Below are 20,413 nucleotides of genomic sequence, written 5' to 3' on the forward strand. Positions count from 1 at the left end.
GGCGGGCTCGGTTGGTGGGCGCGGGCGCGTCGGTCAGACGGGTGCCGGCTCGGCGGTCGCCTCCAGGGACGCTTCATGGCCGGCGACCTCGCCACGCACCGCACGCCGGTGGAGCAGGCGGGTGATGACAACCAGCCAAGCTGCGAAGACGGCGACGGGGATGTAGAAGCCGACGGCACCGTTCCAGGCGAACGGCCCGTCCTTGAAGAAGACGGCCAGCGATCCGCCCAGACCGGCCAGGCCGACCCACAGGTGGAAGTAGCCGGCCCAGCGTGGGATGACCGGGTCCGGGGAGCGATCGATGAACGCGGCCGAGCCGATGCAGATCATCAGGATCAGGTAACCGGGTGCCATCATCACGAACATCAGCCAACCGGCGTCATGAAGCACGCGGAGCGTCTCGGGCGAGAGCCCGGGTCTGAAGGCCGCGACCAGCCACAGCATGCTGCACAGGACGAAGAACACCTGAAGCAGGGCGGCGCAGCCGAACTGGATCAGCGCGAGCAGAGGCATCCGGCCGCGGGCCAGCTCGATCCGGGCGATGTGGGTGCTGATCAGCGCCCAGAGCGGGAAGAGCAGGAACGACGCGAACATCGCACCGATCTGCCCGATGCGGATCCCGGTCGTGTGGTCCTGGTAGAGCTCGGCGACCCGGTCCGCACTCCAGCTCGGCGGATGCGGGGGGATCCATTGCGCGACGGCGAGGAAGAAGATCAGGTAGGTGGCCAGGAAGACGACACCAGCCCACGCGCACGCGAGCTCGATCCGGCTCTTGTCGGGTCGCATCGCGGATCTCCTGGCCACTCGGTCGGTTCGCCCCGTTTTCCCCTAGCCGTGACGACCTGTCCGTTGGAATGCCGTCAACTTGCTCCGGAGGCTAGAGCGGTCCCGAATATTTTGTCAACGAGCGATCTCAAAAAGATCCGGCTACGCCCCCGTGCGTCGTCGCGAGCGCGGAGCGAACCTCAGGCAGCCCGGCTGGTCGGGCCGGAGTGGCCGTGCTGGTCCGACATGACCAGGCCTGCGAGGTCGTCACCGCAGGCCTCGGCGGCAAGGGAGGTGATGCCGCGCGCCTCGGCGTGCCCGACGAGCACGACGGGCAGCCCGGGGCGGAGAGCGGAGGCGTCGTCGACCGTCCTCAGGACGGTGCTCAGCGCCGTCGCGAGCATGTCGTCGTCGGTGTCCACCTCGCAGGCGACGGTGATGGCGCCGGCGAGCACGAGGTTCTCGATCGCCGCGTCGCACTCTGGCAGGGCGCCCGTCGGGGCGACCAGCACCACGACCAAGCGGGGCGTCAGCTCGTTGCCGAACACGTGGGTGCCGGCGATCTCGGGGGCGATGAGTGCTGCAGTCATGGCGATCTCCAGGTCTTGGTCGATGGCCGGAGACGGGAGGCGTCCGACCTGTGAGCAGTCTGTGATGGCCGTCATGGCGGCCGCATTGTTTGGACTACGTAGACCCGTACGTAGATCAAGAGGCACCGACGCCGAGGCGCACGGCCTGGTGCCGATTCGTCCGCCTCGCGGGCAGGCTTGCACAGTGTGTGCGCTACGTGTGTGATGGCCTCATGGTCATGGGGCGGGTCGTGGATGCGACCCCGCTGGTCGGACGGCGACGCGAGCTCGAGACGATCAAGCGCCTGCTCGAGGGCCACCGCCTCGTCACACTCACCGGCGTGGGCGGCGCCGGGAAGACTCGCCTGGCCCGCCGGGTCACCGCGGACCTCGCCCGGGTCTACAAGGACGCCGCCTGGGTCGTAGAGCTCGCCGACGTGCAGGACCCTGACCTGCTCGGGCACAGCGTGGCGCGAGCGATCGGGGTGCAGGTCAAGTCGGCCGACTTCGATCCGGCGCTTCTCACCGAGTTCTTCGGCGACCGGCGGGTCCTCCTGACTCTCGACAACTGTGAGCACCTCGTAGAAGCGTGCGCGGCGTTGGTCGAGCGCCTTCTGGTCGCCTGCCCTGGTCTCCGCGTCCTGGCGACCAGCCAGCGGGCGCTCGGGCTCGCCGCGGAGAGCCTGTTCCAGGTGCCCGCGCTGACCCTGCCGAACCCCGGCGCCGACGTGCCGCCCGAGGGGCTGCATCAGTACGAATCGATCTCACTCTTCGTCGACCGTGCCGCCGCGATCCACCCCGACTTCCAGGTGACCGAGGGCAACGCGGCGTCGATCGTCGAGTTGTGCCGCGCCCTCGAGGGCATCCCCCTGGCGCTGGAGCTGGCGGCTGCGCGCACGCGGGTCCTCTCTCCCCAGGCGATGGTCGATCGCCTGGAGGATCGTTACCAGCTGCTGAACCGGGGTTTCCGAGGCAATGTCCCGGACCGTCAGCGGTCGCTGGAGGCGTCGGTCAGCTGGACCTACGACCTCTGTTCGGAGGCCGAGCGACGGCTGTGGGCCGACCTGTCGGTGTTCCGGGGTGGTTTCGGGTACGACGGCGCCGAGGCGGTCGCTGGTGAGGACCTCGAGGACGACTCGTTCCTCGACGTGCTCGACTCCCTCGTCGAACGCTCGGTGGTCCGGAGGGAGGACGACGGCGGCAGGGTGCGCTTCCGGATGCTCGAGACCCTCCGGCTGTACGGCGAACGCGAGCTCGAGCGGGCCGGAAGGGTCGATGAGGTTCGTCGCCGGCATCGCGACCACTTCCTGGCGCGGGCCGTGCAGTTCGAGGCGGAGTGGACCGGACCGCGGCAGGTCGGGTGGCTGAGCGAGATGCAGGACGACCACGCGAACATCCGCGCTGCACTGCAGTACTCGGTCGAGCAGTCGGACGCCGACAAGGCACTACGGATCCTGAGCTGCCTCGAGCCGTTCTGGATCACGAGCGGCGCGGTCAGCGAAGCCCGCCGTTGGCTGGACCTCGCGCTTGCTGAGACACCCCAGGGCGACGTGCCCAGCCTGGCGGTCGCGCTCCGCGTGGCCACCTGGTTCGCCCTCATCCAGGTCGACATGGACGCTGCCGCGGCAGTCGTCGACGGCATGCGGGTCCTCGTCGGCCAGCCCGGCTCCGAGCCGGACCGGGAGACGGAGGCGCAGGCCCAGCTCGCTGAGGGCCTGCTGGCGGCGTGGTTGGGGCAGACCGAGCGTGGTGTCGAGCTGATCGAGCGCAGTGTCGAGGGCTTCGAGGAGACCGGCGAGCTCTCCACCAGGGCTTTCGCGCTGGTTGTGAGCGGCATGCTCGCCGGGTTCACCGGTCACGTGGATCGCGGACGGGAGTCCCAGCACCGTTGCGTAGCGCTGACGGAGCCGAAGGGCGAGGTCTACATGCGCTCGTTCGCGCTTGCCATCCTCGGCGTGCTGGCGCTGGCCGAGGGTGACACGACCGCGGCCACCCAGAAGCTGCACGAGGCTCTCCGGCTGAAGCGTGAGCTCGGCGACCTGCTGGGGACGGCCCTGATCCTGGAGTTCCTGGCGTGGACGGCGGTCGCCGACGACCAGGGAGAGCGCGCGGCGACGCTGCTGGGCGCGGCCGGTTCGGTGTGGAACCTGCTGGGCGTCTCGCTCGACACCCTGCCTCACTTCTCCGAGCGGCGCCGCGACAGCGAGCTGGCGGCCAGGTCGATGCAGCCGGCGGAGGCGTACGAGAAGTCGGCCGCAGTGGGCGCAAACATGGGGACGGCAGATGCGATCACCTTCGCACTGGACGAGCATCCGCCCCGGGCGAAGACAGGAAGCGGTCAGCGGTCCACGGACTCGTCTGCCTCCAAGAAGTCGCCACTGACACCACGTGAGCGCGAGGTCGCCCTCCTCGTGCAGGAGGGCCTGAGCAACCAGCAGATCGCCGAGCGGCTGGTGCTCTCGACCCGCACCGCCGAGGCTCACGTCGAGAACATCCTGCGCAAGCTCGGCTTCTCGTCGCGTGCCTCGGTCGCAGCCTGGGTGGCCGAGCACCATGACGAGGTCGGAGCCTGAGCACCTCCTGATATAAATGAGACGCCGCGTCTGGAAAATGCTAGGATCCAGCAACGCCGCGACGCATGGGAGAGCCTGTGGCAACCGCAGAAGCTTGGAGACGAGTCGACTGGGACCTTCATCTGAACGAGGTCACGGTCGACGGTCGTCGCCTGACGTACGTCGACTACGGCGACGGCCCGCCGGTTCTCATGGTTCACGGCATGGCCGGCTCCTGGGAGACCTGGCTGGCGAACATCCCTGCGTTGGGGGAGCGCCATCGGGTGATCGCGGTCGACCTGCCCGGCTTCGGCGGCTCCGAACCGCTGCCCACGGAAGACTCCTTCGGCAGCTATGTCAGCTCGCTCCGCGCGTTGTTGGACGAGCTGGCCATCCCTAGCGTTGCCATCGTGGGGCACTCGCTCGGTGGCCTGGTGGCGCTCAGCTTCGCCGCGCAGGAGCCGGACCGGACGCGCTGCGTGATTCTCGTGTCCGGTGGTGGCGTCGAGCTGTCGTCGATCCGTTTGCGTGCCATCCAGATCGTCTTCCGATGCCTCGCCGCGGTCCTGGCGGTCCCCGGCGCTCACCGCCTGCTGACGACGCGCGTGATCGGCCGGCTGGTCATGTCGCCGGCGGTGCACGCCGGGCGCGGCGTACCTCCGGACCTTCTCCGCAGGATGGTGCCGCAACGCGTCAGTCCCGGCTTCATGGACGCTGTGCGGCGTGGGTCGGAGCAGCTGACGGTCCTCGATCTGCGCCTCGTGACGGCACCGGTGCTGCTGGTCTGGGGTCGGCACGACCGGATCCTTCCGGTCGCCGCGGGCGAGAAGCTCGACCGCAGCCTGCTGCAGTCACGGCTCGTCGTCGTCGAGGGCGCCGGTCACTGCGCGATGTTCGAAGATCCGGACGAGTTCCTCGGGCTCGCGACGAACTTCCTGGACATGCAGCTCGTGGACCGGAACGGACCGGCTGTCGGCCGTGCATCGGCCAGCTCGTGGGATGCCCCCCGCATGGACATTGGATCAGCAGAGAGGTACGGCGATGGCAACGCTGGATGACAACGAGATCGCACGCGCGCGGGCGGAGCTGACGCACTGGGGAGAGCCGGAGCTCAACCCGCTGGACGCGTTGATGTGGCGGACCGAGCGACCGCCGGCCGACTCCTGGACCGGCGTCGTGGTCATGGTGCTGAGCGAGACGCCCAGCTGGGAGCGCGTCAAGGCGGCCCATCGATGGGGCGTGAAGGTCGCCCCGCGGTTCGCCGAGCGCGTGGTGGAGCCGATCGTCCCGACTGGCCCGCCGATGTGGACCACGGACGAGAAGTTCGATCTCGACTACCACGTGCGGCGGGTTCGGTTGCCGGGCAGTGGGTCCATGGCCGAGCTGCTCGAGCTCGCCCAAGGCATGGCCGTCACCCCGCTGGACCGGTCCCGCCCGCCGTGGGCGGCGACCTTCGTGGAAGGGCTGGAGGGCGGCCGGGCGGCCTACCTCCTCCAGGCACACCACGTCCTGATGGACGGTGCCGCAGCGACGCAGCTCCTGTCCCGGATGCTCGACCGTACGCCGGACCAGGCGCCAGTCGGGATGCCCGACCCCACCGACCGCCCTCAGGTCTCCCGCAAGGCCGCCACCGGCCAGGGGTTCCGGTGGCAGGCGTCCGCCGCGGCGAAGGTGCTCCGTGAGAGCGCGCGCGTCGTTGGACAGGTCGCCGCCGATCCCCTCGGTGCCCTTCGCGAGACCAGCGCGTACGTCTCGTCTGTCCCACGGGTCGCGACACCTCCGCCGCGGGCGGCGAGCGAGCTTCTCCAGCCGGGTCCGCGCACGAAGTGGCGCTTCGGCGCGCTCGAGTGCGACGTCCTGGAGCTGAAGAAGGCCGCGAAGGCCGTCGGGGGCACGGTCAACGACGCCTTCGTGGCGTCGGTCCTCGGGGGGCTGCGGCACTACCACGACCGGCACGGTGCGACGCTGGGCGACGTACCGATCTCGATGCCGGTCTCCATGCGTCGCGAGGACGACCCCATGGGCGGCAACCGCTTCACCGGGGCGTTCTTCTCGGCGCCCTCGGGGATCGCCGATCCTGCCGAGCGGATCCGCGCGATGCACGACCGGGTGCTGCGGGTGCGGCAGGAGCCGGCGCTGGACATCATGAACAAGGTCACGCCGCTGATGAACCTGGCGCCGACTCCACTCGTTGCCGCGGCCATCTCCGGGCTCAATGCCGGCGCGACGCTGACGACCAGCAGCTGGCAGGGCCTTCCGTTCGAGACCTACTGGGCGGGTTCACGCTTCGAGCGGATGTTCGTCTTCGGCCCCCTGCCGGGGACCTCGATGTGCGCCGCCCTCTGCACCCACGAGGGCGTGTGCTGCATCGGGGTCAACGTCGACGGCGACGTCTTCCCGGACACCGACGTTCTATGGGAGTGCCTGCAGGAGGGGCTCGACGAGGTCCTCGCGCTCGGCCGTTGAGGTTGCTTTGACGGGCGCCTCGGCGGTGGCTATTCTGAGACATGCAAGATCATTAATCCAAGATCGTGAGGAGCTCGGATGAGCGCGCAGCCGATTCAGGTCGTGGAGGCCTTCTACGACGCCGCGTCGAGACGCGACGGAGAGGCGCTCGTCGAGCTGGTCACGAACTCGTTCCACGTAGACGCAGCGGTCGAGTGGCCCGCCGGACTGCCGTACGGCGGCCGAGTCGAGGGCGCTCCGACCCTCCGGAAGGTCTTCGCGGCACTAGCCACCCCTGAGCCGGTCCTCGGTCCCGAGAACCTCGAGGTGGTCTCGGTCGTCGACGGCGGCCGCCAGATCGCAGTGCAGGTCGCCTTCGACTGGCGGGCGAACGGGGCCACGATCTCGTCCGGTGCGCTCGAGCTCTGGACCTTCGACGAGGGCCTGGTCACCGAGGTTCGGGCCTACTACTGGGACACCGCCGCCTGCCAGGCGCTGATGCAGGCGCAGCCCGCCTGACCGCGGGTCCCCCACACCAAGGAGCACCATGTCAAGTACCGCTGTCATCGTCGATGCCGTCCGCTCACCCCTCGGGCGGGGCCGTGCGCCCCGGGACGGGAAGCCGGGCGGATCGCTCTCCTCCCTCCACCCGGCCGAGCTGCTGGGCCAGGTGATGCGCCAGCTCGTGGACCGCAACGGCCTCGACCCCGAGACCGTCGACGACGTCATCACGGGCTGCGTCAGCCAGGTGGGGGAGCAGTCAGGGCCGGTCGGTCGCTGGGCATGGCTCGCCGCCGGGCTTCCCGAGACGGTCCCGTCGGTGACGGTGCACCGCGCCTGCGGCTCCAGCCAGCAGGCAGCCGACTTCGCGGCGCAGGGCGTCATCGCCGGCGTGTACGACGTGGTCGTGGCCTCGGGTGTCGAGCTGATGAGCCGGATCCCCATGGGCACCGCGCGGATGGGGCAGGACCCGTTCGGGCCGTCGGTCGCCGAGCGGTACGCCCCGGGCCTGGTGCCGCAGGGGATCTCGGCCGAGCTCATCGCCGCGCGGTGGCAGCTCGACCGCACCGCACTGGACGAGTTCTCCGCGCGCTCCCACGAGCTCGCGAGCACCACCGACGCCAGCGGCGAGATCGTTCCCGTCGTACTCCCTGACGGCACGGTCGTCTCCACCGACGAGACGCCGCGCCCGGGCACGACGGTCGAGGGCCTGGCCGGCCTCAAGCCGTCCTTCTGGTCCGAGGAGATGGCCGCGCGGTTCCCCGAGATCGGCTGGCACATCACGGCAGGCAACTCCTCGCAGCTGACCGACGGCGCGGCCGCCGTCCTCATCATGTCCGAGGAGCGCGCAGCCCAGCTGGGTCTCACCCCGCGGGCGCGGTTCCACTCGTTCGGCCTCGCCGGCGACGACCCGATCAACATGCTGACCGGACCGATCCCGGCGACCGAGAAGGTGCTGAAGAGGTCGGGCCTCGCGCTCGACGACATCGACCACTACGAGGTCAACGAGGCGTTCGCCCCGGTGCCGCTGGCGTGGGCGCACCACTTCGGTGCCGACCCGGCGCGCCTCAACCCGCGCGGCGGCGCCATCGCGCTGGGGCACCCGTTGGGTGCCTCGGGTGCCCGGCTGATGACGACCATGCTCAACGGCCTCGAGGCCATGGGCGGCCGCTACGGCCTCCAGACCATGTGCGAGGCCGGCGGCATGGCCAACGCCACCATCATCGAGCGATTCTGAGCTGAAGGGGACTGCACCCGTGTTCGACCTGACTGACGAGCAGCTGGAGCTGCGCAAGCTGGCCCGCAAGGTGGCCCGCGACCAGTACGCGCCGCTCGCGCGCGAGTGGGACCGCGACCGCGCGCACTTCCCGCGCGAGGAGCGCGAGAAGCTGGCCGAGCTCGGCCTGCTGGCCCTCTGCCTCCCCGAGGAGTACGGCGGCTCCGACCGCCCGCTGATCGACGCCCTGATCGTCCAGGAGGAGTTCGCCAAGGCGAGTCCGCTGTCGGCGTGGCCGATCTTCGAGGCGAACGCCGGGCCGGCCCGGGTGATCCACCTGTTCGGGACCGAGGCGCAGAAGGAGAAGTTCCTGAAGCCCGTCGCCTCGGGCGAGAAGGTCATCGCGATCTCCATCTCCGAGCCCGACGCGGGCTCGGCTGCCACGGACGTGAAGACCAAGGCCCGGATCGAGGGCGACGAGGTCGTCATCAACGGCACGAAGCGCTGGTGCTCGGGCGGCGGTGTCGCGGAGCAGTACCTCGTCTACGTCCGCTTCAGCGACGTGCCCGGAGGGAGGGGCATGGGCGCCGTCGTCGTCGACAAGGACACCCCCGGCCTGACCTTCGGCCCGCAGGAGCACCTCATGGGGCACCGCGGCGTCGGCTCGGCGGACATGTTCTTCGACAACGTCCGGGTCCCGCTGGAGAACGTGATCATCCCCGAGGGCGGCTTCAACAAGCTCTTCACGGCCTTCTCGATCGAGCGTCTGGGCAACAGCACGATGTGCCTCGCGATCGCCCAGGAGTCGCTCGACCGGACCGCGAAGTACGTGCAGGAGCGTGAGCAGTTCGGCAAGCAGATCATCGAGTTCCAGGCCAACCAGGTCTCGCTCGCGGACATGGTCAGCCAGGTCGACATCGCCCGGCTGCTCGTCTACCGCGCGGCGCTCGGTGCCGGCACCGGCGCGCCCGAGCAGCTCGAAGCGTCGCTGGCCAAGTGCTACTCCAACGAGATGGTCAAGAGGGTCACGGACCTCGCCATCCAGCTGCACGGCGGCTACGGGTACTCCGAGGAGTACGAGATCGAGCGGATGCACCGCGACGCGGTCGGCTGGGCCATCGCGGGCGGGACCCCGACGATCCAGCGCACCCGGATCGTCTCCGAGTACCTCGGCCGCCGGTTCGACCAGCGAGCCTGAGATGGAGCTGGTCCGCAGGGCCGGGTACGACGACGACCACGCGACATTCCGCGACTCCGTACGGCGCTTCGTGGCCGATCACGTCGGTGTCGAGCTCGACCGCTGGCGAACCGAGGGCCGGTTCGACGTCGCGCTGCTCGCGGATGCCGGGGAGCAAGGCTTCCTTGGCACCACTGTTGCCGAGGAGCACGGTGGCGCCGGGGTCGACGACCCTCGGTTCCCCGCGGTCCTCGTCGAGGAGCTGGCCAGGAGCGGGGCGACCGGGCTGGCGCTGGTCGTCGCCCGCCAGCTGGGCGTCGTCATTCCGGTCGTGGCAGCGCACGCGAAGCAGACCGAGGACGCTGCGCGGTGGCTGTCCGGCCTCGCCGCCGGCGAGCTCGTCGCCTGTGTCGGAGTGCTGAAGCCCGATGCGACGGCCTCGGCGGTGCCGGGGGCGGCCGTTGCCGACCTCTTCGTGCTCGCGGATGCCGAGCGGGTCGTGGTCGTGACCGGGGACGTGGTCACGATCGAGGCCACACCATTGCTCGGGGGCGCTGACGCCGCGGTAGCGAACGTCACTGTCGACCCGGCCGTCCTCGCCGTCGCGCCGACGCTCGACTCCGTCGACCAGCTGTACGGCGCCCTCGACCTGTGGACCTCGGTCGTCAGCCTGGGCGCAGCGCGGGCCGCGCTCGACCTCACCGTCGACTACGTGCAGGAGCGCGCGGTCTTCGGTCGCCCGCTGTCCTCCTTCGAGAACACCCGGTTCCGGCTCGCCGAGGCCGGTGCCGAGCTCGCGGCGGCCCAGGGCCTGCTCGACGGTGCACTGGACGCACTCGCGAGCGACGGGCTCACTCCCGAGCTCGCGGCCGCCGTACGCATCGTCTCCGAGCGGGTCCACGACGCGGTCGTCGACCAAGGGATGCAGCTGCACGGGGGCTACGGCTACATGCGGGAGTACCCCATCTCGCACGCCTTCGGTGACGCGCGCTTCGTCCGCGTCACCGCGTCCGGGGCGAGCGAGCCTCGGACCGCGGTCGCGGCGGCGCTGGGTCTCTGAGTCGCCCGGCGACTTGGCCGGGATCCTTCCGCAGGTGGTGCTCGAGGAGCAGGAGATAGCTCACCGACAGGGTCACGAGTGATCCCGCCAGCGCCCAGTAGTGGACGTTGTTGAAGAGCTCCGGGGACAGGGCGGGAAAGAGGCCGAGTGCCAGACCGCCGGGGCCGAGCACCGTCGCCCACGCGAAGGCGCGGGACTGGCCGCGCGCAGATCCGCGCGCAAGGATCCAGGGCACCAGGAACACCACAGCCACGACCTGGGTGGCGGCAAGGCTGATCAGCCGGAGCGGATCGTCGATGACGGACTGCAGCCACCACAGGCCCACGAAGGCGAAGGCCTGGAGCAGAACGTACGACGCCACGAACATCCATCGCGGCAGGTCGGGAGCGACGAGGGGCTGCCCGAAGGCGAGGTACTGGCGGACCAGCATCAGCTCGATGCCGACGGAGACGACCATCCCGACCCAGAAGATCGTGAAGTACCAGACGTCCACCTCGTGCAGCCAGTAGTCCGCGCGGAGCGCGAAGGTGCTGTCGTGGGCGACGAGGAACGCCGTCATCCCGATCGGTGCCGCAGGCACCCGGTCACGCCGGCCGCAGCGGAAGGCCTGGACGATCTGCACGAAGCCGGTCGCCCAGGCGACAGCGGTGAACAGCAGCAAGGGCACGTAGGGATCGTTGATCCGCGCGATCACGTCGTTCGGGTCGTACACGGCAGGCCTCCGCTCAGCAGTCCTCGAGGGCGGTCTGTGCGGCGAGTCGACCGGGCCAGCCGCTGACGCCGCCACCAGGGTGCGACCCCGCTCCCGCATGAAGGTACTGGGCGACCGGGCCGCGATACCCGCCGAGGCCGGGGGCGGGCCGGTTCATCGCCAGTCGCAGCGGTGTCATGTCGACGTGGAAGTAGGAGCCGTTGGGCGTCGCGTACTGGGTGCCGAAGTCGGCGGGCGAGGTGACGACGCGACCGATCTCGGTGTCGAGCCCGGAGAGGTGCGCCGACGCCGAGTCGAGCACGGCCTGGGCATAGTGGCCGCGTTCGGCGGCCCAGCCGTCCCGCGGCTGGGCCGGGACGTTCGAGGCGACGTAGAGAACGTCCTGTCCTGCCGGAGCGACGCTCGGGTCGAGACCGGAGAGGACGGCCAGGTAACACGGTGGTTGCGGAAGGGACTGGCCGCGCCGGATCAGCGTCAGCTGTTCGATCTGCTCGTCGAAGGTGCCGGTCATCAGTGACACGGTGCGCAGGTCGTGCCCGTCGATCCTGTCGCGCCTCGGCTGGGCGACGGGGAAACCGACTCGCGCCCCGAGCGCCAGGTCGACCTTGAACGTCGCCGAGTTGTTGCCGCTCGCCGGCAGCATCGCGATCTTGGTCCGGACGCTCGAGTCGACGTCGCCGTCCTGCAAGAGGGATCCGTACGCCGACTGGGGGGGCACGGCGGCGAGCACGCCGCGGCGTGCGCGGATCGTCGTACCGTCGACCAGGCGGACACCTCGTGCTGCTCCCTGCTCGACCAGCACCCTGGCGACCTCGGCGCCGGTTCGGAACTCCACGCCGAGGGAGCGAGCGCGGCCCTCGAGGGCGCCGATGATCGAGCGCATGCCGCCGCGCGGCCGCTGCACACCGGGCTTGCTGTGCACGGCCGCGAGGCCGACGCAGTAGAAGCCACCGCCGTCAGCGTCGATCGGGCCGATCATGCTGCCCCAGTAGGTGGCCAGAGATCGCATCTGGTCGCTCTTGAAAGTGTCGGCCATCAGCTCCACGAGGTTGCTCGTCATGATCTGACCGAGCCGGCGCCGGGTGCTGCGGTCGGGCGCAAGACGCAGCAGGTGACGGCCGAGCTCGCGTTTGGGCAGCGCGGCGGGATGGCGGGACATCACGCTCACCAGTGCGCGGAAGATCCACGACAGCGCTGGTTGCAGGTCGGCGTACGCGCGGGCATCGGCAGCCGAGAAGCGGCGGATCTCGGCCAGCGTCCTGTCGAGATCGGCGAAGAGCAGCAGGGTCTCCCCGTCCGGTCCGAGCCATCCGTAGGGGGCAGGGACGGTGATGGTGGAGAACCCGTGGTCGCGCAGCCGGAGGTCGTCGACGATCGAGGTGCAGGACATGAACATGTCGTCCATCGCACCGAGGCTCAACCAGTGGTCGGGTGCGGCGGTGAGATGGGGGTGACTGGTCGAGAGCCCGCCCAGGATCGGTCGCTGCTCCAGCACGAGGACGGACGCACCCGCGGCGCCCAGCGTGCACGCCGCGCTGAGGCCGTTGTGCCCGCCCCCGATCACCACGAAGTCGTGACTCGATGCCATGGCAGACCCCTATGCGCCTCGTTGGATGTTGGGGCGTCACTATGACAGTTCTTGTACAAGTGACGCCTTTCTGAGTAGTCTCGTCTCGGAACGGCCGAATGTCCACCCTCCAGAGGGAGATCACCATGGAAGCTCGCGTGCACCGGGTCCTCATCTGGACCGGCCCCCTGATGGTGGGCGTCTGGTTCGCCACCTTCATCTTCGTGATGGGATTCTTCCCGCCGTCGGCGCCGAGCGCGAGCGCCGAGGAGATCAAGCAGCTCTACGCCGACGACCCGACCCTGATCCGCCTCGGCCTCGTGGTCGTGATGGCCGCGTCGGCGCTGCTGGTGCCGTGGGCGGCTGCCATCTCGGGTCAGCTCAAGCGGATCGAGGGAGCGCGCATCCTCGCGGCCACCCAGCTCGTGTCGTGCGGCCTGCTCTCGCTGGAGTTCATCACCCCCATCGGGGTGTGGATGGCCGCCGCGTTCCGGTATGACGAGCGCCCGGCTGTCGTCACCGAGGCGCTGCACGACGTCGGCTGGATCCTCTTCGTCACCGTGATCTGGTCGTTGTGGGTGCAGATGTGGTGCATCACCGCCGCGATCTTCATCGATCGCCGTCCCGAGCCGATCCTCCCGCGCTGGCTGGCCTACCTGACCGCCTGGGCGGCGGTCCTGATCACCCCGGCAGGAATGGTGCTGTTCTTCAAGGACGGCCCGTTCGCCTGGGACGGCATCGTCGGGATCTACATCCCCCTCGCGGCCTTCGCCATCTGGATGGGCTGTCTCAGCTACCAGGTCCACCGCGCGCTGACCCGCCAGATCCTCGAAGGCAGCGAACCCGGCTGAGGCCGCTCACTAGGCTCCGTCGAATGGATGCGCCCACCGCCCGGCTGGTCCGCGGGGCGCGCGCGGCCTTCCTCGCTCGCGGGATCGAGGCAGTCACGATGGCGGACGTCGCGCGGGCCGCGGGCGTCGTGCGACAGACCGTCTACAAGTCGGTGTCGAACCGGGACGACCTTGTCGAGCTCGCCATGGTCCAGGTCTGTGAGGAGCTCCAGGCCGAGGTGGATGCGTTCGACCACGCAGCCCACCGCGACCTCGAGAACCGGCTGGCCGAGTTCCTGGCCAACGCGATCGAGGTGACCGCCGCCTCCGTCGAGCTCGCGCAGCTCTCGGCAGCACTGCCCGACGAGCGGAGATGGTCCGTGTTCGGTGGGTCGCGTCCCCTGGAGGTCCTCATCGGGCAGAGCCTGCGCCCGATCCTCGACGACGCCGCGGCCAGCGGCCGCCTGCGCCCCGGCGCGACCGTCGACCTCGCATCCCGCTGGCTGCAGGGCGTGCTGACCCGATTCCTGCTCGGCGAGCACGACGACCCCGACCGCCTCCGCCGCGAGCTGCGACAGTTCGCCGTGCCCTCGGTCCTCGTGGACTGAGAGGCGGTCAGGCGTCGAGGAAGTCCAGCAGGTGCTGGTCGAGCGCTGCCGGTGCCTCGAACATGGGGTAGTGACCGCAGTGGGCCAGGGTGACGAGGCGGGAGTCCGCCAGCCGTTCCACCAGCCACCGGCCGCCCCTGGCGGAGTGCACCGGATCGTCCTCGCCGATGACCTGCAGCACGGGCATCGTCACTTTCGCCAGGTCGGCGACCAGGTCCGTGCCGAGCATCGAGTGGTAGCAGGCGACCGCGGCCCACGAGGGCATCAGCAACGACTGCGCGGTCATCCAGTCGAGGACGTTCGGATCGGGCGCGCCGCCGAACCCGCTGAGGATCGTCGACCGCCGGGCGGCGAACCGGTCGCGGACCTCGAGCTCGACCATCGCCTCGATGGTGGGCCCGGGCTCGTGGCCGAAGGGGAAGTCGGCGCTCCGGCTGGCCCGGACCGCGTTGGACCCGACCAGCACCAACCGATGGACCCGCTCCGGGTGTGCCGCGGCGGTGCGGAACGCCACCTGGCCGCCGAAGGACCAGCCGACGAGTGAGCACCGGTCGACACCGAGAGCGTCGAGCACGGCGACGAGGTCGAGGCTGAGACGCTGTACGTCGTACCCGTCGAGCGGCTTGTCGGAGCGGCCGTGCCCGCGCTGGTCGACAGCGACCACGCGGTGCCCGGCCGTCGTGAGGACGCGCACCTGCCGGTCCCACGCCTCGTGCGTCATGCCGAAGCCCGGGACGAGGACGACGGGTGGCCGGTCTCGTCCGCCGCCGAGGTCCTGGGCGAAGACGCGAACGCCTGGCTCCACCTCGACGAGCGTCATGCCCCCACCGCCGGTGCGATCCGCTGCTCGAGGGCGCCGACCGACATCGTCCCGGTCGCGGTCGAGCACCGGCGTCCGCGGGCGTCGTGCACGACGACCTCGATCGTCTGGAGGGTGCGGCCGCTGTGGACCGCCTGCGCGGTCAGGGTCAGTGGTGCGACGGCGGGAGAGTGGTACTGGACCTGCAGCACCGCGGTCACCGGCATGCTCCCGGTCGGGGCCAGCCGCGCGCCCAGCACTCCCATGATCTGGTCCGCCGCCAGGGCCACGATGCCGCCGTTGACGGCGCCGTTCGGGTTGAGCGGGAACGGGGTGCCGCCGAAATCGAACACCGCGGTGGTGTCGCTGATCTCGACGCACCGCAGCCCTGCCGACGCGAAGCTCGGATACCCGTCTGCCCAGGCGCGCCACTCGTCGTTGGGAGCTTCGTGGCGCGGCATGGCGCGCATGCCGGCGGTCGTGTCCATTGTGGCTCCTGCGCTGCGCGGTTGCTTATTGATCCTGACTGTCGCAATAATAGCGGATCCGCAGCGCAGCGTGGCAACGAAGGGATCTCGATGAGCTCCAGCTATCAGACACTCCAGCTCACGGTCGGCGACGACGGAGTCTGCGAGATCGTCCTCTCCCGTCCGGAGCTGATGAACCGGTTCGATCCCGAGCTGCACCACGAGCTGACCCGCGCGCTGCGCGACATCGCCGTCGACACGAGCGTGCGTGCCGTCGTCCTCGCCTCGACGGGCTCGGCATTCTCAGCGGGTGGCGACTTCGAGCTGATGGAGTCGGCCCACAAGGACGCCGACGTACGCCGCGAGATCATCGGCGACGCCCGCAGGCTGCTCGACGCGTTCCTCGGGCTGCCGCAGCCGATCGTGGTCGCCGTCCAGGGACCGGCCATCGGACTGGGAGCGACCGTGGCGATGCTCTGCGACGCGGTCGTGGCCGCGCGCGCTGCTGTTCTCGCCGACACCCACGTCGCGGTCGGGCTGGTCGCCGGCGACGGCGGCTGCCTGGTCTGGCCGCAGGCTGTCGGCATGACGCTCGCCCGCCGGCACCTGCTGACGGGGGACCCGCTCGACGCCGAGACCGCCCTGCGGCTCGGCGTGGTGACCGACCTGGTGGACACTCCGGCGGAGGCGCACCCCGCCGCGCTCGCGATCGCACGCAAGATGGCCCGGCTCGCTCCGCTGGCGGTCCAGGGGACCAAGCGGGCGCTCAACCAGGTGTCGCGTCAGCGGGCCGACGAGGTGGTCGACCTCGCGCTGGCCTTCGAGGAGCAGACCCTCGCCAGTGAGGACCTTCTCGAGGGCGTCGCTGCGTTCCGCGAGCGGCGCCGCCCGACGTTCAGTGGACGGTAGCGCTCAGGGGAGTGTCACAGACCGAGGTGCTGGGCGACGATCACCTTCATGATCTCGCTCGAGCCGGCGTAGATCCGGCTCACCCGCCCGTCGAGGTAGGCGTTCCCGATCCGCGATTCGCCGGCGTACGCCGTAGCGGGGTCGGCGAGGGCGAGGCAACGATCCAGGACCCGGCCCTGGAGCTCGGTCGAGAAGAGTTTGACCAGCGCCGCCTCGGCGACGCCGAGCGTGCCAGCGACGTGCTGGGCGATCGCCTGGTCCAACAGCGCCTGGCCGGCTGCGACCTCGGTAGCGCAGGCGGCGAGGGTGAACTTGGCATCCTGTCCCGGCCTCGCCTGCCGGAGGTCGTCGACCGTCCACTCCAGGGCCGCCGCGGCGGCCGCCTGGGAGTTGACCGCGATCGAGAGCCGCTCGTGCGCCAGGTTCGACGTGAGGTAACGGAAGCCGTGATTCTCCTCGCCGAGCAGGCAGTCGACCGGGACCCGCATGTCGGTGAACGACAGCTCGGCCAGGTCCTGCGCCTTGAGACCGAGCTTGTCCAGCCGGCGCCCACGGGCGAAGCCGGGCGTCGACGTGTCGACCAGCAGCAGGCTGATGCCGTCGCGCCCGGCGGACGGGTCTGTCTTGACTGCGAGGATGACCAGTTCGGCGGACGCACCGTTCGAGATGAAGGTCTTGGCGCCGTTGACCACGTAGTGGTCGCCGTCGCGCTCGGCCCGCGTACTGATCGCCTTCAGGTCGGAGCCCGCTCCCGGCTCCGACAGGGCGAGGGCGACGACCGTGCTCCCGGCGCACATGGAGGGCAACCAGCGTCGCTGCTGCTCCTCCGACGCGTGGTGGAGGAGGTACGGCACGCAAATGTCGGTGTGGACGCGGAGGCCGCCGATCGCGAGGCCCAGGCGCTGGATCTCCTCGGTGACGACGACGCTGTGCCGGAAGTCCGAGCGGGCGAGCCCGCCGTACTCCTCCGGCACGCCGATGCCGAGCACGCCGATCGCTCCCACGCCCTTCCAGAACCGCGAGGACGGGCGTCCCTCGGCCTGCCACTCGGCGTACTCCGGGACGACCTCGTCGTTGAGGAACGTCCGCACCCGTTGCCGGAACTCGTCGTGCTCGGCGTCGAAGATCGATCGAGTCAGCATGGGCGGATCCTCCTGCGGGCCGGTTGACGGCATGACCTGATGGTTCCTAGTATTGAGACAGTAAGGTTCAGAAACAAGTCGAGCGTCCACCGGGATTCTGAGCAGGTGGTTTCCGAAAGGGTTGACGATGCCGCAGGACTCGCGTGGGTTCACCGAGGAGCAGGAAGAGTTCGCAGCGGCTGTCCGCCACTTCGCGACCAAGGAGTGCGGCACGCGCGAGCAGCGCGTCAGCGTGACCGACAGCAACCGCGAGCAGCACCACGAGGGCCTGTACGCCAAGCTGGCGAAGTCCGGCTACCTCGGCGTCTCGATCCCCGAGGAGTACGGCGGCAGCGGCGGCGGGATCATCGAGCAGGTCATCCTGTTCGAAGAGCTCTGGCGCGGCATGGTCCCCGTCCACGGTGCCGGGACCTCGCACACCGTCGCCGGTGTCTACAAGCGCTACGCCACCGAGGAGCAGAAGAAGTCCACGCTCGGTGACATCTGTTCGGGCGAGGTCATGTCGATCAGCATCTCGGAGCCCGGCGCCGGCTCGGACGCCGCAGCGATCGCGTGCCGCGCCGAGCGCGACGGCGACGTCTACCGGATCACCGGTCAGAAGACCTGGTGCTCGGACGCCCAGTTCGCGTCCAAGATCCTCCTTGTCGCGAGGACGGGACGAGGTGACCGGCCGCACGAGGGGCTGACGATGTTCGAGGTGCCGGCGACGGCTCCTGGGCTCGAGATCAGGCCGATCGCCACCATGGGTGGCGGAGCCGAGGTCAACGACCTCTTCTTCACCGACGTCGAGGTCCCCGCATCGGCGATCGTCGGCGAGGAGGGCGGCGCCTGGAAGCAGGTGATGTCCGGGCTGAACGGCGAGCGGATCGTGTGCGCGGCCCAGGGTCTCGGCATGGCGCAGCGCTCGTTCGACGACCTGCTGACCTATCTGCGCCAGCGCGAGCAGTTCGGGACGACGATCGGGTCCTTCCAGGCGGTGCGGCACCGCGTCGCGGACATGGCGATCGAGATCGAGGCGTCGCGTGCGCTGACCTACGACACCGCCCGCCGGGTCGCCGCCGGAGAAGGCCGTCCTGAGGATCTGATCCGGGCGACGTCCATGGCCAAGGTGAAGGTCACCGAGACTGCCAAGCAGGTCGCGCTCGAGGGCATGCAGCTGATGGGCGGATACGGCTACACGCTCGAGTTCGACATGGAGCGCCACCTCCGGCTCAGCCTCCCGGCGACGATCTACGCCGGCACCAACGAGATCCAGCGCGACATCATCTCGTCGACGTTCGGCCTTCGGCCGGCGCGCGCCTGACCCGTTCAGGGATGGCGCGGCGCGCCGATGAATCGGCCTGTCTCAAAAAGATTGCGCTCAGGGGTAACGGACTTCATAGGTCTTCGTTTAGTATTGAGTCATACCGTCGCATAAATCGACCAGGAGATCACCGATGCCGGCAACAGGCCTTCGCGCAAAGATGACGCCCCTGGGCGGCTTCTTCGCCATGGCAGGTGACTCCCTGCGAGCGATCTTCCGGCGGCCGTTCGCGGTGGGGGAGTTCCTGGAGCAGACGTGGTTCATCGCGAGCGTCTCCTTCCTGCCGGCCATCTTCGTCACGATCCCCTTCACCGTCGTCGTCCAGTTCTTCATCAACCAGCTGCTCATGGAGATCGGCGCCACCGACCTCTCGGGCGCGGGTGCGGGCCTGGTGGTGATCCAGGAGCTGGGTCCGTTCTGCAGCGTCCTGGTGGTGGCGGGTGCGGGGGCGACGGCGGTGTGTGCCGACCTGGGTGCGCGGAAGATCCGGGAGGAGCTCGACGCGATGGAGGTCCTGGGCCTCGACCCGATGCAGCGCTTGGTGGCGCCGCGGATCCTGGCGTTCGTCGTGGTCTCGGTCGGCCTCTACGGCATCGTCTGCGTGGTCGGGCTGATCGGCACCTACATCTTCGCCGTCACCCTCGGCGGCGCGAGCCCCGGCCTGTTCGTGTCCAACCTGACCCTGGTGACCGGTACCGGTGCCTTCATCACCGCGCTCATCAAGACCGCCCTCTTCGGGGTCGCAGCGGCGCTGGTCGCCTGCTACCTCGGCATGAACGCCAAGGGCGGTCCGAAGGGCGTGGGCGAGGCAGTGAACCAGACGGTCGTGCTGACCCTGATGGTGCTGCTGGTCATCAACTCGACGATCACCACTGTCTACCTTCAGCTGGGAGGCTGACATGGCCCTCATGTCGGAGGAGAAGTCAGCGCTGAGCGCGCAGATCCGGTCGCAGCAGGCGGCGGCGATCAAGCGGGTCGTGACTGCGCCGGCCCGCACGCTGTTCCACAGTGGTGAGCAGGTCCGCTTCTACATCGCTGCGCTCCAGGGCATCCCGTTCGCGGTGATGAAGTACCGCCGGGAGGTGCTGCGGCTGATCTCGACGGTCGCGTTCGGCAGCGGTGCGATCGCGCTGGTGGGCGGCACGGTCGTGGTGGTCTCGTTCCTCACCGCCTTCGCCGGCATCGAGCTGGGTCTGCAGGGCTACTCCCAGCTCAGCAACATCGGGGTCGAGGCGCTGAGCGGGTTCATCTCGGCCTACATCAACACCCGGCTCGCGGCGCCTGCCCTGGCCGGGATCGCGTTGACCGCGACGGTCGGCGCGGGGTTTACCGCCCAGCTGGGGGCGATGCGGGTGAGCGAGGAGATCGATGCGCTCGAGGTGATGTCGATCCGCTCCATCCCCTACCTGGTCAGCACCCGGATCGTGGCCGGTCTGGTGTCGATCGTCCCGTTGTACGCGATGGCGCTGCTGGCGTCGTACGCCGCGACGCGGCTTGTCGTCACGGTCGGTTTCGGGCAGTCGAGTGGCGCCTACCAGCACTACTTCAACACCTTCCTGATCCCGGGAGACATCGTCCTCTCGTTCGTGAAGGTGATGTGCATGTCGGTCGTGATCATGGCCGTGTGCTGCTACTACGGCTACACCGCGAAGGGCGGTCCGGCCGGCGTCGGACAAGCCGTCGGCAGCGCGGTGCGCCTGTCCCTGATCGCCATCCTGTTCGCGGACATGCTGCTGAGCTTCGCGCTCTACGGCACGTCCCACAGCCTCAACATCACCGGGTGATGACACG

The 20,413-nt window shown here is 69.6% G+C and carries 20 protein-coding genes; 13 read left to right on the plus strand and 7 right to left on the minus strand.

Annotated elements, in window-relative coordinates; genetic code table 11:
* Positions 1 to 33: 33 nt before the first annotated feature.
* Both D0Z08_RS03760 and D0Z08_RS03765 read right to left on the minus strand, forming a co-directional pair.
* Complete coding sequence (locus D0Z08_RS03760; protein WP_118922839.1) at positions 34 to 786, minus strand: hypothetical protein; 753 nt, start codon at positions 784 to 786, stop codon at positions 34 to 36.
* A gap of 179 nt (positions 787 to 965) precedes the next feature.
* Entirely contained in the window at positions 966 to 1,355 is a 390-nt protein-coding gene (locus tag D0Z08_RS03765) for a hypothetical protein (protein WP_147381307.1), read from the minus strand.
* Between the two features lie 230 nt (positions 1,356 to 1,585).
* Here D0Z08_RS03765 and D0Z08_RS03770 point away from each other — a divergent pair, with 230 nt between their 5' ends.
* From D0Z08_RS03770 to D0Z08_RS03800, 7 genes are all read left to right on the plus strand, one after another.
* Entirely contained in the window at positions 1,586 to 3,907 is a 2,322-nt protein-coding gene (locus D0Z08_RS03770) for a LuxR C-terminal-related transcriptional regulator (protein WP_182481136.1), read from the plus strand.
* 77 nt (positions 3,908 to 3,984) lie between these two features.
* Complete coding sequence (locus D0Z08_RS03775; protein ID WP_182481137.1) at positions 3,985 to 4,944, plus strand: alpha/beta fold hydrolase; 960 nt, start codon at positions 3,985 to 3,987, stop codon at positions 4,942 to 4,944.
* Complete coding sequence (locus D0Z08_RS03780) at positions 4,928 to 6,352, plus strand: wax ester/triacylglycerol synthase domain-containing protein (RefSeq protein ID WP_182481138.1); 1,425 nt, start codon at positions 4,928 to 4,930, stop codon at positions 6,350 to 6,352. Before D0Z08_RS03775 ends, D0Z08_RS03780 begins: the two co-directional genes overlap by 17 nt.
* A gap of 78 nt (positions 6,353 to 6,430) precedes the next feature.
* On the plus strand, positions 6,431 to 6,850 hold the full coding sequence (locus D0Z08_RS03785) for a nuclear transport factor 2 family protein (protein WP_118922849.1): 420 nt from the start codon (positions 6,431 to 6,433) through the stop codon (positions 6,848 to 6,850).
* A 28-nt stretch (positions 6,851 to 6,878) separates the two neighbouring features.
* Complete coding sequence (locus tag D0Z08_RS03790) at positions 6,879 to 8,069, plus strand: thiolase family protein (protein ID WP_118922851.1); 1,191 nt, start codon at positions 6,879 to 6,881, stop codon at positions 8,067 to 8,069.
* A gap of 19 nt (positions 8,070 to 8,088) precedes the next feature.
* The gene (locus D0Z08_RS03795; RefSeq protein WP_118922853.1) at positions 8,089 to 9,246 is read left to right on the plus strand and encodes an acyl-CoA dehydrogenase family protein; all 1,158 of its coding nucleotides are present in this window, start codon (positions 8,089 to 8,091) and stop codon (positions 9,244 to 9,246) included.
* Position 9,247: 1 nt separating this feature from the next.
* Positions 9,248 to 10,285, plus strand: coding sequence for an acyl-CoA dehydrogenase family protein (locus D0Z08_RS03800; RefSeq protein ID WP_118922855.1), 1,038 nt, complete (start codon positions 9,248 to 9,250; stop codon positions 10,283 to 10,285).
* Here D0Z08_RS03800 and D0Z08_RS03805 read toward each other — a convergent pair.
* Together D0Z08_RS03805 and D0Z08_RS03810 are read right to left on the minus strand one after the other, a co-directional pair.
* Complete coding sequence (locus D0Z08_RS03805; RefSeq protein WP_118922857.1) at positions 10,227 to 10,997, minus strand: hypothetical protein; 771 nt, start codon at positions 10,995 to 10,997, stop codon at positions 10,227 to 10,229. The genes D0Z08_RS03800 and D0Z08_RS03805 overlap by 59 nt on opposite strands.
* A gap of 13 nt (positions 10,998 to 11,010) precedes the next feature.
* Positions 11,011 to 12,585, minus strand: coding sequence for a phytoene desaturase family protein (locus tag D0Z08_RS03810; RefSeq protein ID WP_118922859.1), 1,575 nt, complete (start codon positions 12,583 to 12,585; stop codon positions 11,011 to 11,013).
* Positions 12,586 to 12,710: 125 nt separating this feature from the next.
* Between D0Z08_RS03810 and D0Z08_RS03815 the strand changes: the two genes are divergently transcribed.
* Complete coding sequence (locus tag D0Z08_RS03815) at positions 12,711 to 13,415, plus strand: hypothetical protein (protein WP_118923466.1); 705 nt, start codon at positions 12,711 to 12,713, stop codon at positions 13,413 to 13,415.
* Positions 13,416 to 13,438: 23 nt separating this feature from the next.
* Positions 13,439 to 14,002, plus strand: coding sequence for a TetR/AcrR family transcriptional regulator (locus tag D0Z08_RS03820; RefSeq protein WP_118922861.1), 564 nt, complete (start codon positions 13,439 to 13,441; stop codon positions 14,000 to 14,002).
* Between the two features lie 7 nt (positions 14,003 to 14,009).
* Here D0Z08_RS03820 and D0Z08_RS03825 read toward each other — a convergent pair whose 3' ends face one another.
* The gene (locus D0Z08_RS03825) at positions 14,010 to 14,822 is read right to left on the minus strand and encodes an alpha/beta fold hydrolase (RefSeq protein ID WP_118922863.1); all 813 of its coding nucleotides are present in this window, start codon (positions 14,820 to 14,822) and stop codon (positions 14,010 to 14,012) included.
* Entirely contained in the window at positions 14,819 to 15,289 is a 471-nt protein-coding gene (locus D0Z08_RS03830) for a PaaI family thioesterase (protein ID WP_118922865.1), read from the minus strand. The genes D0Z08_RS03825 and D0Z08_RS03830 overlap by 4 nt, the downstream gene beginning before the upstream one ends.
* Positions 15,290 to 15,379: 90 nt before the next feature.
* Between D0Z08_RS03830 and D0Z08_RS03835 the strand changes: the two genes are divergently transcribed.
* On the plus strand, positions 15,380 to 16,177 hold the full coding sequence (locus D0Z08_RS03835) for an enoyl-CoA hydratase-related protein (protein WP_118922867.1): 798 nt from the start codon (positions 15,380 to 15,382) through the stop codon (positions 16,175 to 16,177).
* A 14-nt stretch (positions 16,178 to 16,191) separates the two neighbouring features.
* On the opposite strand, the gene D0Z08_RS03840 is transcribed toward D0Z08_RS03835, so the two are convergent.
* Entirely contained in the window at positions 16,192 to 17,319 is a 1,128-nt protein-coding gene (locus D0Z08_RS03840; protein WP_245993617.1) for an acyl-CoA dehydrogenase family protein, read from the minus strand.
* Between the two features lie 127 nt (positions 17,320 to 17,446).
* Between D0Z08_RS03840 and D0Z08_RS03845 the strand changes: the two genes are divergently transcribed.
* The 3 genes from D0Z08_RS03845 to D0Z08_RS03855 all read left to right on the plus strand — a co-directional run bounded on the left by D0Z08_RS03845 (position 17,447) and on the right by D0Z08_RS03855 (position 20,406).
* Positions 17,447 to 18,622: an acyl-CoA dehydrogenase family protein gene (locus D0Z08_RS03845; protein WP_118922869.1), complete on the plus strand. Its 1,176-nt coding sequence runs from the start codon at positions 17,447 to 17,449 to the stop codon at positions 18,620 to 18,622.
* A gap of 133 nt (positions 18,623 to 18,755) precedes the next feature.
* Positions 18,756 to 19,520 carry an MlaE family ABC transporter permease gene (locus D0Z08_RS03850; protein WP_220454023.1) on the plus strand — a complete coding sequence of 255 codons (765 nt, stop codon included), beginning with the start codon at positions 18,756 to 18,758 and terminating at the stop codon, positions 19,518 to 19,520.
* Between the two features lies 1 nt (position 19,521).
* Entirely contained in the window at positions 19,522 to 20,406 is an 885-nt protein-coding gene (locus D0Z08_RS03855; protein WP_245993619.1) for an ABC transporter permease, read from the plus strand.
* Positions 20,407 to 20,413: the final 7 nt, after the last annotated feature.

It is taken from the genome of Nocardioides immobilis, assembly GCF_003515065.1.
Classification (GTDB): Bacteria; Actinomycetota; Actinomycetes; order Propionibacteriales; family Nocardioidaceae; genus Nocardioides; species Nocardioides immobilis.